The following is a 17,688-nucleotide window of genomic DNA, read 5'->3' as shown; positions in this document are numbered from 1 at the left end:
TTACTTCTGTTTGCGGGTTCCCCGCGCCCCGGGGCCGGGCCCCCCCCCCCCCCCCCCCCCCCCCGACCCGGGCTCCCGGCGGTAAATCGCCGCTTCGCGGTGCCCTCGGCTTATTCCTTTCGGCTTATCGGGGACGGGCGGAGGCAACATCCATGTAAAGCCCGCCCTCTCGGCGCATCCCTGCGCCTCGCCCCGGCCTGCAGGAAACGCCTCAGCGATTTACAGCCGGACCAGGGCGTCGCTGAAAGCCATTCATTTTCCTGAAGCAACATCCATCGCTTCAGGTAGAGAAATTACTGGGGATTCCTCAGCCCGCAGAGGAATTTAGCGGCTAAAATACTTCCTGACGGCAACCTTCCCCGACGCCGTCACCACTACCTCCCTGTACCCCGGCACCCGCTGTATCCACCCTTTGCTTTCCAGATGAATAAGCAGCGCCGCGCCTGCCTCACCGCCAAGGTGAAACCGCCGCTCGCTCCAGTCCAGACAGGCGCAGCAGGCCTTGCGACGGGTATTAGGATTTAGCGGAATCCCAGGCTTCAGAAACTGCTCCCGGCCATACAGCGTGAGCGCTGAACCGTCTGCCTCCAGCCAGCCTTCCGCCTGCATGAAATCGTAGATCTGCACCGCCACCGCGCCCGCCAGATGGTCGTAGCAGGTTCGCGCTTCGCGCATGGCTTTCGGCGCGGTGGTTTCCAGCGGCGCAATGCGGCTCCAGGAGAGCCCCATCATCTGCTCGACCAGCGCCGCCACGTCGTGCCCCGCCAGGCGATAGTAGCGATGCCGCCCCTGAGACAGGCAGGTGATCAACTTTCCCTCCACCAGCCGGGCGAGATGCCCGCTGGCGGTCGACGGCGCAACGTCTGCCGCGGTGCTCAGTTCGGTGGCGGTCCACGCCCGCCCGTCCATCAGCGCACACAGCATCTTCACGCGCGACGGATCGGCCATTGCCGCCGCCACCTCCGCAATGGCCTGCTCCAGCGCCGCGCTGTTATCAGGAGGTAGGCTCGTTTTTAACATATGTCGCCCAGGGTTTGGTGATCTCTGCGGCCAGCTTATCATTATCCGTCAGCAGAATAAGGTGAACGTCATACATCCGCGTGCCCTCCGGTTTCGGAACTGTACTCCCGCACCAGCTGCGCCACCCGAATACGGTAGAAAGTAAAAATCGACTCCCGCCCTTCGGCCTGCGCCGCCTGATGGAAAACGTTCTGCTTCCAGCGGCGGACGGCCTCTTCATCCCGCCACCAGGAAAGGGACAGGATTTTGCCGTCGGTCGTCAGGCTCTGGAACCGTTCGATATCAATAAAGCCGTCGATGTCGGCCAGCAAAGGCTTAAGCTCTGCGGCAAGCTGCAGGTAGCGCGCCTGATGGGCAGGCGCGGCTTTGGCTTCGAAAATGACTGCGATCATGAGGGTCTCTCCGCTGTGATGTTGAGGAGAGAATGCAGGATGGAAAAGCACAATGCTTCGGTAAAGAGCGAAGTTTTAGCCCAGGACCGACCTCGGCTCCATAAACGCCCTAATCCCCCACTCGCCCATCTCGCGCCCCACGCCGGAGTGCTTAAACCCGCCGAACGGCGCTTTCGGTTCATGGGCAAGGGTGTTCACCAGCACGCGACCGGAGACAATCTGCTGCGCTACGCGGCGCGCGCGCTCCGCATCGCCGCCCAGCACCATCGCGCTCAGGCCGTAGTCCGTGTCGTTGGCAATCGCAACAGCCTCCGCCTCGTCACGATAGGGGATGACGCACAGCACCGGGCCAAAAATCTCGTCACGGGCAATCGTCATCCGGTTGTTCACGTCGGTAAACAGCGTCGGGCGCACAAACCAGCCGTCTCGCGTCCCGTCCGGTCTCCCTTCACCACCCGCCAGCAGATGCGCCCCCTCTTCGATGCCTTTACGGATATAGCCCTGCACCCGCTGCCACTGCTTTTCGCTGACCATAGGGCCGACGTCCGTCGCGCTGTCGCGCGGGTCGCCGGATTTCACCGCCGCCACGGCCTGCGCCAGCGCGGTTTCAATCTCCGCCTTACGCGCCTGCGGCACCAGAATGCGCGTTCCGGCCACGCACGCCTGCCCGCTGTTCATAAACCCGGCCTGAATCACCAGCGGGATCGCCTGCGCCAGATCCACATCATCCAGCAGGATGGTCGGCGATTTACCGCCTAACTCCAGCGTTACGCGCTTAAAGCTCTCCGCCGCATTGCGCAGGATCGCTTTGCCGGTATTCGTGGAGCCGGTAAACGAGATTTTTGCCACGTCCGGATGGCGGCTGATGGTCTCACCTACCGTCTCGCCGCGTCCGGTGACGATGTTAAACACGCCCGGCGGCAGTGCGGCGTCGCGCAGCGCTTCGGTGACAATCTGCGTTTGCAGGGCGCTCATTTCGCTCGGCTTGATGACCGCCGTGCAGCCCGCCGCCAGCGCGGCCGCCAGCTTGCCGCAGATAAACCCGGCGTCGCTGTTCCAGGGTGTGATAAGCCCGGCCACCCCAAGCGGCGTCATCTGCACCGTTGCAGCGCCTGCGGAGGTGACGAACTCAAACGCCTCCAGCGCCTCGATGGCCTGAGCAATCACTTCCGCCGGATAGCTGGCCATCCACGCCGAGCGCGAGGCGGGGGCGCCGTACTCTTCGATGACCGCTTCCAGCAGATCGTCGTGACGAGCGGCCACGGCGGCGTGCATGCGCTTCAGCGCCGCGATGCGTTCCTGCTTTGTGGTCTTCGACCACGCCGGAAACGCCGCTTTTGCCGCCGCAACGGCGCGCTCTGCGTCAACCTCATCCGCCAGACGTACCTGCCCTATAACCTGCGCCGTCGCCGGGTTGTACAAATCAAACCACTCGGTGCCGTGCGGGGTAACAAATTCGCCGTTAATAAAGATCTGTTCGATGGTGTGCATATAAACCTCCTCAGGCTGTGTGAGCACAGTCTGGCACGGCTTCTCCGTTGCGATAATCCACGCTATGCTGCAAGGGTTGTTTCGATTTTCAGGATAATCTATGCATCGTTCAGGTCTGACAGAGCTGGAAGTGGTCATGGCGGTGGTGCGGCGCGGCAGCTTTCGCGGCGCGGCGCAGGAGCTGGGCATGTCCGCCACGGCGGTAAGCAACGCCATCGCCGGGCTGGAGAGCCGCCTTGATACCCGCCTCTTTAACCGCACCACCCGCAGCGTGGCGCTCACCGACGCCGGACAGCGCTACGTGGCGCGTATCGGCCCGGCCCTGCAGGAGATCCGTCTCGCCGGCGAGGAGATCCACAGCGACACCGGGGAACCCGCCGGCACGCTGCGTCTGAACGTGCCGAACCATATCGGCACCCTGTTTCTGGACCAACTGCTGATCGACTTTATGATCCGCTATCCGAAGATGCGCGTGGAAACGGTGAGCGAAGCGAAGATGATCGACATCGTCGCGGAAGGCTATGACGCGGGGATCCGCCTCGAAGAGTCCGTGCCGCAGGATATGATCGCCGTGCCGCTGACCGGAGAGATCCGCCAGCTGGTCACAGCCACGCCGGACTATTTTGCCCGTCACGGCATTCCGCAGACGCCGGACGATCTGCTTTCACATCAGGGGATCGGCATGCGCATGGCCCACGGCGGGATCTACCGCTGGGAGCTGGCGCGTCGGGGGGAAACGTACGCCCTTGCCGTACCGCCGCGCTTTGCGACATCCGATCTTTTTGCCTCGATCCGCGCTGTAAAAGCGGGATTAGGTGTGGGATTTTTGCCGGAACTGTATATCCGGGAAGAGCTTGAGCGTGGAGAACTGGTTAGCGTGTTAAACGACTGGGCGCAGCCCTTTGCCGGGCTGCGCCTCTATTACCCCGGCCATCGCCACGTCCCGCCTGGATTACGGGCGCTGGTGGCGATGATCCGCGAGCGCGGAACTATTCCAGGTTAGCCTTATTCAGCCCGTAAGCCGCGTCCAGCGAGCCCGGCGCCATGCGGGAGGTGATCCCCAGACGGTTCCAGGCGTTGATCGCCACGATGGCGAAGTTCAGTTCTGAAATCTCCACGTCCGAGAAGTGCTCCGCCACGCTGCGGTACAGCGCGTCGCTCACGCCGTGAACTCCAATCTGGGTCAGCGCTTCAGCGAAGGCCAGCGCGGCTTTCTCCCGGGCGCTGAACAGCGGGGACTCGCGCCAGGCCGCCAGATGGTACAGGCGCAGCTCGCGCTCGCCGGCAATTTTGGCCTCTTTCGAGTGCATATCCAGGCAGAAGGTACAGCCGTTCAGCTGCGATACGCGAATGTCGATCAGATGCTTCAGCGCCGGGTCGATGGAGGTTTTTGCTACCTCCATGCTCAGGGCAGACAGCGCGTTGGCGAGGGCAGGTGTAACTTTATGGTGGTTAACGCGAGTGCTCATTGTCTTTCCTCTTTTTGTGCGGCATATGTCATGCGATGAAGCAAATCTACGCCGTTCATGACATAGTAAAAAGATACAAAAAGCGTGAAATGAGGTAGGACATGAAGCCGGGCTATTACGAGATTTATACCCGCTATCGCGACAACATCACGCGTGGGGTGCTGAAGCCGGGCGATAAGGTGCCTGCCATCCGCGTTCTGGCGGAAGAGTTGAAGGTGGCGCGTAAAACCGTCGAAACGGCGTATGCCATTCTGACGGGTGAAGGGTATCTGGTGAGCCAGGGCGCGCGCGGCACGCGGGTTAACCCCGATTTACTGCTGCCAGATAAGCCTGCCCCTGCGGAACAGCCCACCGGAGCGCTTCCGGCATCGCTCATTAGCCAGCGAGAGCGGGCGGGGTTTCTGCGCCCCGGCATCCCCGCCCTCGACAGCTTCCCGTATAAAAAATGGCTGCTGCTGGCGGGCCAGGCGACGCGCGCCATGCGTCAGGAAGAGATGCTCAACCCGCCGGTGCTGGGCTGGTATCCGCTGCGCCAGGCCATCGCCAGCTATCTCAACATTTCACGTGGGCTGTCCTGCAGCGCCGAACAGGTGCTGATCACCAGCGGCTACAGCGGCAGCCTGCGGCTGATCCTCGACACCCTCGCCAGCCGTAGCGACAAGGTGGTGTTTGAGGATCCGGGCTATTTTATGGGCCAGCAACTGCTCAAGCGGATCGTGCCGCGCCTGCACACGGTGCCGGTCGATCGTTCGGGTATCGATACCGAGTACCTGCTCCGTCACCATCGCGACGCGCGTTTTGCCATCGTCACCCCGTCGCACCAGAGCCCGCTGGCGGTGACGCTCTCGCTGCCGCGCAAGCAGCAGCTGCTCGACTGGGCCAGCCAGAACGAAGCGTGGATTATCGAAGATGATTATGACGGAGAGTTTCACTACACCCGCAAGGTGCTGCCGTCGCTGAAAAGCCTCGACCGGCATGACCGGGTGATTTTTATGGGCACCTTCAGTAAAACCATCATGCCGTCGCTGCGCATGGGCTACGTGGTGATGCCCGCCAGCACCGTCGGGGCTTTTACCGACTGCGCGGACATTACCACTAGCGGCCAGCCGGTGCTGACGCAAAAGATCCTCACCGCGTTTCTCAACGAAGGGCATTTTTTCCGTCATTTGAAAAAGATGCGCGCGCTGTATCAGACCCGCCGCGACTGGATGATTGCCGCCCTGCGCGAGGTGTATGGCGATCTGTTTTTCACCGAGCAAAACGACGGCGGAATGCATGTTGTGGCGTTCCTGACCAAAGGAAGCTGTGACCGGGAAGTGGCGCGCTGCTGGCAGGAACAGCAGCTGCAGGTGAACGCGCTTTCGGAGTGGTATCGCGGGTCGGGCAAACGCTACGGGCTGGTGATGGGCTATAACAACGTGCGGTCGTATCAGGAGGCGCTGGATTTGCTGGAAAGGCCGAAGCGGCAGACGCTTGCGCTGTTGAGCTGAACGTCGCCGGGTGGCGGCTACGCCTTACCCGGCCTGCGGTTTAAATATCATTGCGGGATAACCCAACGTCCTTGAGCTGCTCGTCGCTCATCTGGCTCAGGATGCGGCGGGTGCGGTTGATGCGATACCAGCTGCAGATCGTTTTGCCGATCCAGACAAACACAATAAACGGACGTTTTGAACGGTTTTCGTAGAATTCCATGATGCTCTCCTCGCTGTGCCAGTAGGGTTATCATCCTGGAAATCGGCCCATGCAATACAGACTCAAAAACAACTTTTTTTTAACATACAGATCCGCTAAAACAGTATCTGCATGCCAATTTTTACGGCAATCTGTACTGGTTTTATAATCTGTATGGTGAAAACAAAGGATACAGCATGACGCGCTATCAACATCTGGCCAACCTTCTGGCAGAACGCATTGAACAAGGGCTGTACCGCAGCGGCGAACGTCTGCCGTCGGTGCGCGCGCTGAGCCAGGAGCACGGCGTGAGCATCAGCACCATACAGCAGGCCTACCAGATCCTCGAAAACCTCCAGCTCATCACACCCCAGCCGCGCTCCGGCTATTTTGTCTCGCAGCGCAAGGCCCAGCCGCCTGTCCCGGCCATGACCCGCCCGGTTCAGCGCCCGGTGGACGTCACCCAGTGGGACGAGGTGATGATGCTGCTGGACGCCCGCGCCGACAAAGAGATGATCTCCTTCGGCGGCGGCTCGCCGGACGTGAATCAGCCGAGCCTGAAGCCCCTGTGGCGCGAGATGAGCCGTATCGCGCAGCATAACCCGAGCGAGATGCTGAGCTATGACGTGCTCGACGGGCGCCTGGAGCTGCGCGAGCAGATCGCCCGCCTGATGCTGGACAGCGGCTCTACCGTGGCGGCGAACGAGATTGTCATCACCAACGGCTGCCACGGCGCGCTGTCGATCGCCCTGCTCTCGGTGTGTAAACCGGGGGACATCGTGGCGGTAGAATCGCCGTCGTTCCACGGCACCATGCAGATGCTACGCGGGTTTGACATCAAGGCGATTGAAATTCCTACCGATCCCGAGACCGGGATCAGCATCGAGGCGTTAGAGCTGGCGCTGGAGCAGTGGCCGATCAAGGCGGTGATCCTGGTGCCCAACTGCAATAACCCGCTCGGCTTTATCATGCCCGAAGCGCGGAAAAAGCAGGTGTTAGCCCTCGCCCAGCGGCACGATATCGTGATTGTGGAGGATGACATTTACGGCGAGCTGGCGGCGGAGTACCCGCGCCCTCGCACTATTCATTCGATGGATATCGACGGCCGCGTGATCCTCTGCAGCTCGTTTACCAAAACCGTGGCGCCGGGCCTGCGCGTCGGCTGGATTGTGCCGGGGCGCTATTACGACCGGGTGATGCACATGAAATACGCCGCGGGCGGGTTTAACGTGCCTGGCACCCAGATGGCGGTGGCGGCGTTTATTCGCGACGGGCATTACCATCGCCACGTGCGCCGTATGCGCCAGATTTATCAGCAAAATATGGAAACCTACACCTGCTGGGTGCGGCAGTATTTTCCGGCAGAGATTTGCGTCACACGCCCGCAGGGTAGCTTCCTGCTGTGGATTGAGCTGCCGGAGAAGGTCGACATGGTGTGCGTCAGCAAGCAGCTGTGTCGGCTGAAGATCCAGGCCGCGGCCGGGTCGCTGTTTTCCGCCTCCGGGAAGTACCGCAACTGTCTGCGGATCAACGTGGCGCTGCCGCCGACGGAGAAAAATCGCGAGGCATTGAAGAAGATGGGCGAGGCGATTGTGATTGCGATGGAGGAGGGCTAGTGCGGCCTGGTGCCCTCACTCCGCCCCTCTCCCACAGGGCTGAGGGATCCCCACAAAATAATGCCAGCACGGACGACCCCCTCTCCCTTGAGGGAGAGGGCTGGGGTGAGGGGGAACATACAGCTCTGGTGGTCATTCCGTTCACTTTATGTTCCTTGCTACTCTGTAACGACATGACCGGTGAACGTGCCAGGGTGGCTCAGTCGCCACCACCCTGGCGACCCGGGCTCCCGGCGGTAAATCGCCGCTTCGCGGTGCCCTCGGCTTATTCCTTCCGGCTTATCGGGTACGGGCGGAGGTAACGTCCCTGTAAAGCCCGCCCTCTCGGCGCATCCCTGCGCCTCGCCCCGGCCGGAAGGCAAACGCCTCAGCGATTTACAGCCGGACCAGGGCGTCGCTGTAAGTCTTCAATCTTTCTGAAACAACGTTATTGCTTCTGTTTAATCATTACTGGGGATTCCTCAGCCCACAGGGAGAGGGAGAAAACCGTGCCGCACTACTCGTCGAAGTACCAGTACCCCTGATTAATCAGCCCGGTGAGTTCTTCAACAAACGCCGGATTATTCAGCGCTTCACCCAGCTCGGCCTGCCCGAGTTCGGTGTAACGGCACAGCGCATCCGCCGCCTTCGCGTCCACCGTCTCCAGCTGCTCGCTGTTGATGAAGAAGCTGCCATTGACGTTCAGCACGCGCAGGCCGTTCAGGCGAGACAGCGTTTCGCCGCCCTGCAGCGCGTCCAGCACCTCTTCTGCCGAATACGGCGGCTCGGCGGCGGCGATATCCAGCTCGTGGCGCGGCGTGGAGACAAAGCTGCCGAACCATTTTGTGAAATCATCCGGCTTGCCGATCATGTCGATCATCATCTGACGAATGCGATCGAGCTCGTACTTCTCCACGCGGCCCGGGTGTTCGCGACAGGTCAGATCCGGATCGCTGTAGTGCTCGCCGCCCAGATCGTTTTCCAGCGCGTAATCGGCGAAGCTGCTGATCAGATCGCGACCGTTCGGCCCGCGGAAGCCAACGGAGTAGTTGAGCGCCGTCTCATGGGTAAAGCCGTCGTGCGGGAATCCAGGCGGGATGTAGAGGATATCGCCCGGGGCCAGATCTTCGTCAATAATCGGCTCAAACGGATCGACATGCAGCAGCGCCGGATGCGGGCAGAACTGACGCATCGGCAGCTTGTCGCCCACGCGCCAGCGGCGGCTGCCCATCCCCTGAATGATAAACACGTCGTACTGATCGATATGCGGACCCACGCCGCCGCCCGGCACGGAGAAGGAGATCATCAGATCGTCCAGACGCCAGTCCGGCAGGACGCGGAACGGACGCACCAGCTCCGCCGCGGGCATATGCCAGTGGTTCACCGCCTGCGCCAACAGCGACCAGCCAGTTTCGCCCAGATCGTCAAAGTGCTCAAACGGACCATTGCTGGCCTGCCACTTGCCGTTGAAATGGCTCACCAGGCGGCTATCGACTTCCGGCTCCATCGCCAGGCCTGCCAGCTCGTCCGGGGTAATCGGGTCGACAAAATTTGGGAAGGCATTTTTCAGCACTACGGGTTGTTTTTGCCAGTATTTCTCAAGAAATTCCGGCCAGTTCAGGTTCAGTTGATACGCCATGGGTAGCACCAGTGAGAGGAGAAACAGGCGCGATTATAGGCAAGAAGGCAGAGGGGGAACTTGTCATGGGTCAAACGAGGGCGTGTAGGTCGGGTATCACCCGACCTAACGCCGCGAAAACTTAATCCAGGTTCAGCTCGTCATAATGGGTAATCAGTTTACCCACGATGCCGTAGTCCAGCGCTTCTGCCGGAGACATCCAGTAGTTGCGGTCGGTGTCTTTTTTCACTTTTTCCAGCGGCTGGCCGGTGGCGTCGGCGATCAGCTTGTTCACGCGATCCAGCATGCGGATGATCTCGCGCGCTTCGATCTCAATATCCGTTGCCTGACCGCGCACGCCGCCCAGTGGCTGGTGGATCATGAAGCGGGTATTCGGCAGCGAGTAGCGGTGCTCTTTTTTCGCCGCAAGGAAGATGGTGATCCCGGCGCTCGCCACCCAGCCGGTGCCGATGACGTGCACTTCCGGGCGAATGAATTTGATGAAGTCGTGGATGGTATCGCCCGCTTCCACGTGGCCGCCCTGGCTGTTGATGTACAGCTTGATTGGATCGTTGCTGACGCTTTGCAGCAGGATCATCTGGGTGATCACTTTCTGCGCCAGCTCCTGGTTGATCTCACCGGAGATAACAATCGAACGGGACTCCAGCAGTTTTTGCTGCAGAGCGCCCGCGCCGCTTGACCCTTCCGCTTTATCCTTGTCGCTTTCTTTCAGTGTGTAGTGCATTGTTACGTCCTCAGCATTTAGCGCTCAAAACCAGAGTGTAGCCTGTTTTACCCGTGAAAGTCCTCAGGCGCACACAATGCGAACATCCTGCGCCGCCAGCGCGTCAAAAACGCCCTGCTCCATCCCCTCTTCCACCACCAGCACGTCAATGTCGCGGCTCTTCGCTACCACAAAGCGCGCGACGCCAGGAAGCTTGTCTGCGGTCAGGGCCACAATGGTCTGGGTGCTCCGGGCAATCACGGCTTTTTTAAACTCGCAGTCGGCAAAATCAAACCCCGTAAGCCCCGCCTCAGGATCCATCGCACAGCCGCCGATAAAGGCCTGATCGAAGATAATGTCCTGAATCTGGCTCGCCGCCGTGGCGCCAACCGTTCCGCCGGACGCTCGCTGGATCTGCCCGCCGGTGACAATCACCTCACACAGAGGATGATGCAGCAGCTCCGCGGCAATCGCCGGAGAATTGGTCACCACCGTGACGTTAAGATCCGCCGGAAGGGCTTTTGCCAGCGCCAGGTTTGTTGTCCCCGCGTCGATAAAAATGCACCCACCTGCCTGAACCAGTGTTGCTGCTTTCTGCGCGATTGTGTGCTTTTCTGCACTTATTTTCTGCTCACGGCTGAAAAAACTGCCCGCATCCGGAAGCTGAAGTACCGCGCCGCCGTAGACCTTTTTACAATAGCCCTCTTTGCTAAGTTCATGTAAATCACGGCGAATAGTGTGCTCGGATACGTTCATCTGGCTCGCCAGCTCGGTACAGACCACCCTTCCGCTCTCCTGAAGGATCTGTCGGATCCGCTCTTGTCGCTGTTCAGGAAAAGTTGCATAATCGAGCATTTAAAGTCCTTTGAAAAGTCTAATCGAGTATCAATGCGCATAATGTTGCATAACCGCGCAACACAAACAACGAGGGTAACTATGAATATTGCACATGTCGCACTCTGGACCCGCAGCCTGAACGCACAGGTTCAGTTCTGGGAAACGGTTTTTAATGGCCGCAGCAACGAACGCTACGTCAGTAAAAATCGCCCCGGTTTCGAATCACACTTTATTACCCTGGATGACGGGCCGACCATCGAGCTGATGACGCTGCCGGGCCTGCCGGACGCCCCCGCGCACCCGGAGTTTATCGGCTGGGCGCATATCGCCATCAACGTCGGCAGCAAAGCGCAGGTGGACCGCATGGCAGCGCAGGCGCAGGCAAACGGCACGCTGCTCAGCGCCCCGCGCATGACCGGAGACGGCTTTTATGAAGCGGTGATCGCGGACCCGGACGGCAACCGCATTGAGCTTGTCGGTGCATAAAAACAGCGTTTCGCTCCTTCACCGCCCCTGCCCCGGCTCGCTATACTTCATATGGTTATCATATTGTTAAATGATAATGATAGTTAATGTGTTAAGATGAAAGGCAGCATAAACAGTCCCTTACGTACCCACCGGGACGGTTTGCATCCTCGACATTTAAATCTGCACCGGGGCGGTGAATGGAACACATTGTGTATGTGGTTGATGACGATGACGCAGTCAGGCAGTCCGTAATCGGGCTGCTGGAATCAGCGGGCCTGAACGCCGTCGGCTTTTCATCGGCAGAAACGTTTCTTCAGCATCGCTTTGAGGATCTGCCGTCGTGCGTGATCCTCGACATGCAAATGCCCGCCATCTCGGGCTTTGAGGTGGCTGACGCGCTCAAGGACAGCGGGCGCGAGATCCCGATTATTTTTCTCACCGGCCACGGCACTATTCCGATGTCGGTGCGCGCCATTAAAGGCGGCGCGTACGAATTTCTCACCAAGCCCGTCGAATCCACTGCGCTTATCGACGCCATTGAATCCGCGCTTCAGCTGGCGGAACACAACGCCGCACGCAATAAAGAGCACTACGCCCTGAAGCAGCGTCATCTGTCCCTTACGCCGCGCGAGCACGAGGTGCTTGAGCTTGCCATCACCGGCAAGCTCAACAAGCAGATTGCCGCCGAGCTGGGCGTAAGCGAGATCACGGTGAAGGTGCACCGCCGCCGCGTGATGGAAAAAATGCAGGTACGCTCCGTGGCGGAACTGGTCAGGGCCGTTGAGCGCCTGACCAAAAGCCAGCCCGCGGAGTAACGTTTACCCTTCCTGCGCCGCCAGCGGCAGCGCGAAGGTAAACACCGTGCCGTGCGGCTCCCGGCGGCGCGCGCTCAGCTTCCCGCAGTGGCGCTCGATGATGCTGGCGCTGATGGTCAGCCCCATCCCCATCCCCTGCGGCTTGGTGGAGTAGAACGAGTCAAAAATCTGCTCCAGCCGCTCGGGCTCAATGCCGCTGCCGGTGTCAGCGATCTCGACGATCACTTTCCCGTCCGCGTTGCCGGTGCTGAGGGTAATGGTGCTGGCGCGATCCTTCACCTCGGCCATCGCCTCTACCGCGTTCATCACCAGATTCAGCAGCACCTGCTGGATCTGCACGCTGTCGCCGGTGATAAAGCTGTCCTGCGCCTTTAACAGATAATCAACGCTAATGTGTCGCTGCTCCAGCTCGCTGCGGGAGAGCGTGAGGATATGGCGGATCAGGTAGTGCATGTCGATGCGCGAGAAGGTGGGATCCTGCTTGCGCGTCAGGGACTGAATGCTGCGAATGATCTCCCCCGCCCGCGCGCCTTCCGCGGCGATCTCCTCCAGCCCTTCACGCACTTTATCCAGCCGGGCGGGCTCGCGGCTGAGCCAGCGCAGGCTCGCCCCGGCGTTCGAGACGATGGACATCAGCGGCTGGTTGATCTCGTGGGCGATGGAGGAGGTCAGCTGTCCGACGGTGGTGGCCCGGGAAACGCGCGCCAGATCCGCCTGCGCGACCCGCATGGCATCCTCCGCGGCGCGCTGGCTGGTGATATCGGTGATGATGCCGTAGTACTCGTTCACCTCGCTGCCCACGCCCACCGGATCGCCAATGCCGAGGATGTAGCGCGTTGAGCCGTCGGGACGCTTAACGCGAAACTCCGCGCGCATGGAGAGCCCGTCGCGCACGCTCTGGGTAACGATGGCGCTTATGCGGGCGTAATCGTCCTCGTGAACGAAAGTCAAAAACTCCGCCATGGAGATCATCTTTTGCTGCTCGGGCAGGCCGAGAATGCGGGCGTACTCTTCCGAGACAAACATCAGATCCTGCTCCAGCTCCCAGCGCCAGCTGCCAGTGTGGCTGATCTGCTCGCCCAGCATCAGCGAGGTCTGGCTGGCACGCAGCTCTTTTTCCACCCGGCGGCGCTGGATGTTCTCCGCAAGCAGCTCGGCATAGAGCCGCGCCGTCTCCAGGGAGACCGCGGCCTGCGCGCCCAAGAGGCTCACCACGCGCGAGTGCTCGGCGGTGAAGACCTCCGGCATCAGGCGGTTTTCCAGGTAGAGCACGCCCACCAGCCGCGCCTGCTTGAACATCGGGACGCACATGACCGCTGCCCCCGAGGTCACCAGATAGGGATCCTGGCTGAAGGGATGAAACTCCTCCGGCTTACCGGTGCGGATCTCCTGCCCGGTGCGGATCACCGCTGCCAGCACCGACAGTGGCATGTCGGTCGCCGTCGGCACGTCTTTCAGGATCCGCACCCGCACGCCGTCGGTGCTGGTCCAGGCGCTGGCCTCGATCTCCGGGATCAGGTTATCGCTCACGCGAAGCAGCAGACCGCGCTGCGCCCCGGCGCGTTCGAGCAGGATCGTCATCAGGTTTTCGATCAGGCGCTCAAGATTGATCTCTTCCGACAGCGCGCGGGAAGCTTTGATCACGCTCTGCAGATCGCGGATCGTTTCATTCTGGGCGAACGCCACCGTGTCGTAGGCGCTGGCCTGCCCGGAGGCCAGCAGGTGCGGGAAATCCTGCTCCAGCTGGCGCACCTTAGCCTGCGCGCCCGCGCGGCCCCAGGCGGCAATCGAGCCGCGGAAGTGGGCGTCCGACGCGGTCGGGTAGCCGCAGGCCAGCGCGAAGCGGCCCGCCAGCTCGTGGGCCAGGGCGTTAATAGGGTTAAACCCGCCCTCGCGGGAGAGCCGGACCGCCTTCTCATACTGCTCAAGCGCAATGCTGTTCATCCCGTCCAGACGGACGATTTCGGCGTAGATCAGCGCCTCTTTATCCGCGAACGTGCCGGGATTAACGCGTGCCCAGAGGGCGATTTTGTCGTAGTGGGCGTGAATGCTGCGGCGGTGATTCGCCGAAAACGTCTCCGGCGTCAGCTGGCGGGAGAGCGCCAGCGCGCTGTAGAGATGGTAATCCAGCAGATGAATGTGCCCCGGCGCAGACCACGCGTACCAGCCCGCCATCTCGAGATCCGCCTGCGCGTCGGCATACTCGCCGCAGGTAAAGTGCGCCATGCCGCGGTAGAGCCAGTACCAGAACAGCATGGTCGAGGTCTGCTCCGGGGCCTGCTCCGGCGACGCGGGAAGCAGCGTCTCGGGCAGCGCCTGCGACGCGGTCCAGGTACCGATGACAGGCGTGCGCAAAAACTCCACGAAGGTGCGCTGGAGCATCAAAATGGTCTCAACGTCCTGGAAGTGGGTTTTACGCACAAACGCCAGGCCACGATCGATGCTGGTCAACACCCCGTCCAGGTGATCGCCCCGCGAGAGGAAGTTAATGACCTGATGGCAGGCCGCAAAGCAGGCTACCGTCATATCCCCGTGGGTCACTGCGGCGGTGAAGCAGGCCTTTGCGCACTCGATGGTAAACGATAAAGGCTGGGTCCAGACGCTGAGCTGGTCGAGGGGCAGCAGGGTTTTGGCTTCGAACGCGTCGTAGCCGTGGCGGTTCACCATCTCGCGGGCCAGGGTGCCGTACTGGAACCCGAGGCGATACTCGGCGTAGCGGTGGCCAATCAGCACGCCAAACCAGGCCATCGCCGTGGTGGAGGCGCCGGTGATGCCGTGGTCGAGCGTCAGGTGCATCATGCGGCAGAGCAGCAAAAAGTGCAGACGCGGGCAGATGAAGCCGGCGCAAATGCTGGCGCTGTAGAGCAGGTTCATCACCGCTTCGGTTTCCGGGTTATCCATCCGCGAGAGCTGGGCAAAAAGATTTTGCGGCGCGTCGCCCGTGCGGTTGCAAAAGAGCGCCCAGGCCTCGTCACAGTCGGCATCTTCCGGATAACGGCCAATCTGAATACCAAAAATCCCCAGCCAGCAGAGCGCCGCCTCCAGCGCCAGACGGCTGTCCGACTGGCGAGTGTAGACTTCCACCAGCAGGTTGGCCGCCAGCGCCTTTTCGGTCAGCCCGCCGGGGCAGCCGAGAATGGCGTCACACAGCTCGCGGGTCCGCTCCAGATGGCCCAGCGCAAACTCGCAGCCCGCCTCTTCGATATCGAGCATGAAGTCTGACACCGCCCCGGCGTTGCCCAGCGCTCTGGCGGTCTGGATATAGCCGAGCGCCGAAAGATAATCCCCCGTGCGCTTCGCCCGTCGCGCGGCCAGCAGGCTCAGCTCGCGGAACATCTGCCGCTGCGGCGCGGGCTGAATGCTGTCCAGCGCGGCCGTGACGTGGTGAACGGCGCGGAACAGCAGTTCGTTCCCCGCCGCCTGACGCGCGGCGTCGGCCAGCAGGCTGGCTGTGGTCAGGTGAAGATGGCTTTTCTCATGCTGATCCAGCAGCGCAAAGGCGGCCTCCTGCACCCTGTCATGGGTGAAGGCGTACTCTTTTTCCGTCAGCACGATGAGCTGGGCCATCACCGCCGGGTGCAGCGCATAGCGCATTTCCGCCATCGACATGCCGACCACGCGGCATATCATCTCCATCTCACCCGTGCCGCCGAGGCAGGCGAGGCTGCCCAGCAGACGGCGCGTCTCGTCGGGCAGCTCTTCAAGCTGCTCCAGAACCAGAGTCACGACGTTCTCGGTGTAGTGTCGGGCGCGGATCGCCTGCAGATCGTAGTGCCACTTATCCTGATATTTGTTGTGCACCACCAGCCCGTCATCCACGATGCGGCGGAAAAACTCGTGCACAAAGAGCGGGTTGCCCCCGGTTTTTTCATGGATCAGCGTGGCGAGGTCGGTCGTCGCCGCGCTGCGGGTGCGAAATATCGTCGCCAGCCAGCGCGCCACCGCCTTCACGGACAGCGCCTGCGGGACAATTTCAGTCGCGTTTTGCGCTGCCTCCGGCAGGCTCGCCAGCTGCTGTTGCAGTGTCGGTTCGGACAACGAACCGATATCGCGGTGGGCGATTACCAGCAGCAGCGGGATAGCGCCGCAGGTCACCAGCAGATGTTTCAGCGTATACAGGCTGGCGGCGTCGCTCCACTGAAGATCGTCAAGCACTAGCACCAGCGGGCAGCCCTGAGTGGCAAAGGTTTTCACCAGGGCCAGCACCATATGGCTGAAGCGCGCCCGGGCATCAATGGAAAACGTATCCGCCGAGAAGCGCGGCTTGCTCTCAAGCAGCAGGCCCAGCTCGGGCACCAGGCTGACGGCCAGCGCTTCGTACCCCTCAAGGGCGCGGGAGAGGCGGATTTTCCACTTCGCCACCTCGTCTGCGGGCAGCCCCAGCAGGTGCAGCGTCAAGGTGCGGAACGCGGAGCTTAATACGCCGTAGGGCAGGGACGGCGAAAACTGATCGACTTTCCCCACCGCCAGCAGCACCTTACGCTGCTGCAGCGTTTTGAGCGCCGTCGCGATGATCGACGATTTGCCGATCCCCGACGGCCCACCGATCGTTACCAGCTCCGGCACCAGGCTCTGCCCCACCCGCTCAAACGCAGCAATGACGTCATTCGCCTGCGGATGCGTCGCGAACAGCGAGTCCGCCAGATGGATCGCCGGGGTGCGGTCCTGCTGGCCGGGGGTAAAGGCGACGATCTCGCCCTCGCAGGTCAGCGTCGCCTGGCAGCGGCGGAGGTCGGCAATCAGCCCGTCGACCGTCTGGTAGCGGTTATCGGGGTGCTTTTCCAGTAGCTTCAGGATAATGGTGGACAGCATTCCCGGCACGTCCGGGCGAATCACGTCCGGGGCCAGCGGCTCCGAGGCAATATGGTAGTGCGCCCAGTTGGTCTGATCGTCCTCCCCCAACTCAAACGGCAGGCGTCCGGTCAGGAGTTCATACAGCACCATGCCGAGGCTGTAGAGATCGCTGCGGCCGTCAACGGGGCGCCGGGTGCGGGTGGTGTGCTCCGGCGACATGTAGGCGGGCGTACCGCCTGAAACGGCAAGCCGGGTCTGGGAAAAGGCGCCGGAGAGGCTGCAGGAGAGGCCAAAGCTGCCCAGACGGCAGGCGCCATCGTGATGAACAAATATCGAGCCGGGCTTGATATCACCGTGGATCAGGTTTTGCAGGTGCATCTGGCGCAGGGGAGCGCAGATCTGGATCGCCAGTTCGATAAAGCGCGAGATCCCCGAGATAGCCCTGCCCGCGCGCCGCGCCAGCAGTTCAAACGAAAACGGCGCATACACCAGCGCGAAACGCCCCCGGTACTGGGTGGACGCGACGGCGCGGATGGCCCAGCTGTCCTGCAGCACATCGCGCAGGGCAAACTCATTTTTGAGCAGCCGTGTCGCCCGCTCCTCTTCTTCGTCACTCACCGCGGTGGCAATGATGAACGAGCCGCCGGAATGGGGATGGCGCGCGTTCATCCAGGAGATACCGCCCTCCTGCGCCAGCACGGTAAAAATCACATCCTCTTTAAGGACAAAAACCCGCCCCTGGTGAAGATTCCCCTGGGCGGGCCAGAATGCAGGCTGCTCGTGTTCGTTCATCC

At 61.4% G+C, this 17,688-nt stretch carries 14 protein-coding genes; 5 read left to right on the top strand and 9 right to left on the bottom strand.

What is annotated here, in order from left to right; translation table 11 throughout:
* Positions 1-324: 324 nt before the first annotated feature.
* The 3 genes from URZ40_RS20660 to URZ40_RS20650 all read right to left on the bottom strand — a co-directional run bounded on the left by URZ40_RS20660 (position 325) and on the right by URZ40_RS20650 (position 2,903).
* A complete protein-coding gene (locus URZ40_RS20660) occupies positions 325-1,020 on the bottom strand; it encodes a winged helix-turn-helix domain-containing protein (RefSeq protein WP_320721076.1) in 696 nt (231 codons plus the stop codon).
* A 68-nt stretch (positions 1,021-1,088) separates the two neighbouring features.
* Entirely contained in the window at positions 1,089-1,412 is a 324-nt protein-coding gene (locus tag URZ40_RS20655) for an antibiotic biosynthesis monooxygenase (protein WP_163330745.1), read from the bottom strand.
* Between the two features lie 75 nt (positions 1,413-1,487).
* A complete protein-coding gene (locus URZ40_RS20650; RefSeq protein ID WP_316379764.1) occupies positions 1,488-2,903 on the bottom strand; it encodes an aldehyde dehydrogenase family protein in 1,416 nt (471 codons plus the stop codon).
* 100 nt (positions 2,904-3,003) lie between these two features.
* Between URZ40_RS20650 and URZ40_RS20645 the strand changes: the two genes are divergently transcribed.
* On the top strand, positions 3,004-3,906 hold the full coding sequence (locus tag URZ40_RS20645) for a LysR family transcriptional regulator (RefSeq protein WP_316379765.1): 903 nt from the start codon (positions 3,004-3,006) through the stop codon (positions 3,904-3,906).
* Here the strand turns inward: URZ40_RS20645 and URZ40_RS20640 are convergent.
* Complete coding sequence (locus URZ40_RS20640) at positions 3,893-4,372, bottom strand: carboxymuconolactone decarboxylase family protein (RefSeq protein WP_013095424.1); 480 nt, start codon at positions 4,370-4,372, stop codon at positions 3,893-3,895. The two genes, URZ40_RS20645 and URZ40_RS20640, sit on opposite strands and share 14 nt — an antisense overlap.
* A 101-nt stretch (positions 4,373-4,473) precedes the next feature.
* Here URZ40_RS20640 and URZ40_RS20635 point away from each other — a divergent pair, with 101 nt between their 5' ends.
* Entirely contained in the window at positions 4,474-5,862 is a 1,389-nt protein-coding gene (locus URZ40_RS20635; RefSeq protein ID WP_320721075.1) for a PLP-dependent aminotransferase family protein, read from the top strand.
* Positions 5,863-5,902: 40 nt separating this feature from the next.
* Here URZ40_RS20635 and URZ40_RS20630 read toward each other — a convergent pair whose 3' ends face one another.
* A complete protein-coding gene (locus URZ40_RS20630; RefSeq protein ID WP_116342282.1) occupies positions 5,903-6,064 on the bottom strand; it encodes a DUF1127 domain-containing protein in 162 nt (53 codons plus the stop codon).
* A 176-nt stretch (positions 6,065-6,240) separates the two neighbouring features.
* Between URZ40_RS20630 and URZ40_RS20625 the strand changes: the two genes are divergently transcribed.
* The gene (locus URZ40_RS20625; protein WP_116342280.1) at positions 6,241-7,659 is read left to right on the top strand and encodes a PLP-dependent aminotransferase family protein; all 1,419 of its coding nucleotides are present in this window, start codon (positions 6,241-6,243) and stop codon (positions 7,657-7,659) included.
* A 496-nt stretch (positions 7,660-8,155) separates the two neighbouring features.
* On the opposite strand, the gene URZ40_RS20620 is transcribed toward URZ40_RS20625, so the two are convergent.
* From URZ40_RS20620 to URZ40_RS20610, 3 genes are all read right to left on the bottom strand, one after another.
* The gene (locus tag URZ40_RS20620) at positions 8,156-9,277 is read right to left on the bottom strand and encodes a cupin domain-containing protein (protein ID WP_320721074.1); all 1,122 of its coding nucleotides are present in this window, start codon (positions 9,275-9,277) and stop codon (positions 8,156-8,158) included.
* Positions 9,278-9,398: 121 nt separating this feature from the next.
* Entirely contained in the window at positions 9,399-10,001 is a 603-nt protein-coding gene (locus URZ40_RS20615; RefSeq protein WP_028015368.1) for an ATP-dependent Clp protease proteolytic subunit, read from the bottom strand.
* A 63-nt stretch (positions 10,002-10,064) separates the two neighbouring features.
* Entirely contained in the window at positions 10,065-10,835 is a 771-nt protein-coding gene (locus URZ40_RS20610; protein ID WP_320721073.1) for a DeoR/GlpR family DNA-binding transcription regulator, read from the bottom strand.
* Between the two features lie 81 nt (positions 10,836-10,916).
* Between URZ40_RS20610 and URZ40_RS20605 the strand changes: the two genes are divergently transcribed.
* Both URZ40_RS20605 and URZ40_RS20600 read left to right on the top strand, forming a co-directional pair.
* The gene (locus tag URZ40_RS20605) at positions 10,917-11,303 is read left to right on the top strand and encodes a VOC family protein (RefSeq protein ID WP_320721072.1); all 387 of its coding nucleotides are present in this window, start codon (positions 10,917-10,919) and stop codon (positions 11,301-11,303) included.
* Between the two features lie 179 nt (positions 11,304-11,482).
* Complete coding sequence (locus tag URZ40_RS20600; protein ID WP_116343923.1) at positions 11,483-12,100, top strand: response regulator transcription factor; 618 nt, start codon at positions 11,483-11,485, stop codon at positions 12,098-12,100.
* 3 nt (positions 12,101-12,103) lie between these two features.
* On the opposite strand, the gene URZ40_RS20595 is transcribed toward URZ40_RS20600, so the two are convergent.
* Entirely contained in the window at positions 12,104-17,686 is a 5,583-nt protein-coding gene (locus tag URZ40_RS20595; protein WP_320721071.1) for an ATP-binding protein, read from the bottom strand.
* Between the last annotated feature and the right edge of the window lie 2 nt (positions 17,687-17,688).

This window comes from Enterobacter sp. 296B2, assembly GCF_034106185.1.
GTDB classification, from domain to species: Bacteria; Pseudomonadota; Gammaproteobacteria; order Enterobacterales; family Enterobacteriaceae; genus Enterobacter; species Enterobacter cloacae_N.
This window is presented reverse-complemented; position numbering and strand designations above follow the sequence as displayed.

Coding starts and splice junctions, on each gene's coding strand:
- URZ40_RS20660 (WP_320721076.1), bottom strand. CDS start 1,020: ATGTTAAAAACGAGCCTACCTCCTGATAACAGCGCGGCGCTGGAGCAG.
- URZ40_RS20655 (WP_163330745.1), bottom strand. CDS start 1,412: ATGATCGCAGTCATTTTCGAAGCCAAAGCCGCGCCTGCCCATCAGGCG.
- URZ40_RS20650 (WP_316379764.1), bottom strand. CDS start 2,903: ATGCACACCATCGAACAGATCTTTATTAACGGCGAATTTGTTACCCCG.
- URZ40_RS20645 (WP_316379765.1), top strand. CDS start 3,004: ATGCATCGTTCAGGTCTGACAGAGCTGGAAGTGGTCATGGCGGTGGTG.
- URZ40_RS20640 (WP_013095424.1), bottom strand. CDS start 4,372: ATGAGCACTCGCGTTAACCACCATAAAGTTACACCTGCCCTCGCCAAC.
- URZ40_RS20635 (WP_320721075.1), top strand. CDS start 4,474: ATGAAGCCGGGCTATTACGAGATTTATACCCGCTATCGCGACAACATC.
- URZ40_RS20630 (WP_116342282.1), bottom strand. CDS start 6,064: ATGGAATTCTACGAAAACCGTTCAAAACGTCCGTTTATTGTGTTTGTC.
- URZ40_RS20625 (WP_116342280.1), top strand. CDS start 6,241: ATGACGCGCTATCAACATCTGGCCAACCTTCTGGCAGAACGCATTGAA.
- URZ40_RS20620 (WP_320721074.1), bottom strand. CDS start 9,277: ATGGCGTATCAACTGAACCTGAACTGGCCGGAATTTCTTGAGAAATAC.
- URZ40_RS20615 (WP_028015368.1), bottom strand. CDS start 10,001: ATGCACTACACACTGAAAGAAAGCGACAAGGATAAAGCGGAAGGGTCA.
- URZ40_RS20610 (WP_320721073.1), bottom strand. CDS start 10,835: ATGCTCGATTATGCAACTTTTCCTGAACAGCGACAAGAGCGGATCCGA.
- URZ40_RS20605 (WP_320721072.1), top strand. CDS start 10,917: ATGAATATTGCACATGTCGCACTCTGGACCCGCAGCCTGAACGCACAG.
- URZ40_RS20600 (WP_116343923.1), top strand. CDS start 11,483: ATGGAACACATTGTGTATGTGGTTGATGACGATGACGCAGTCAGGCAG.
- URZ40_RS20595 (WP_320721071.1), bottom strand. CDS start 17,686: ATGAACGAACACGAGCAGCCTGCATTCTGGCCCGCCCAGGGGAATCTT.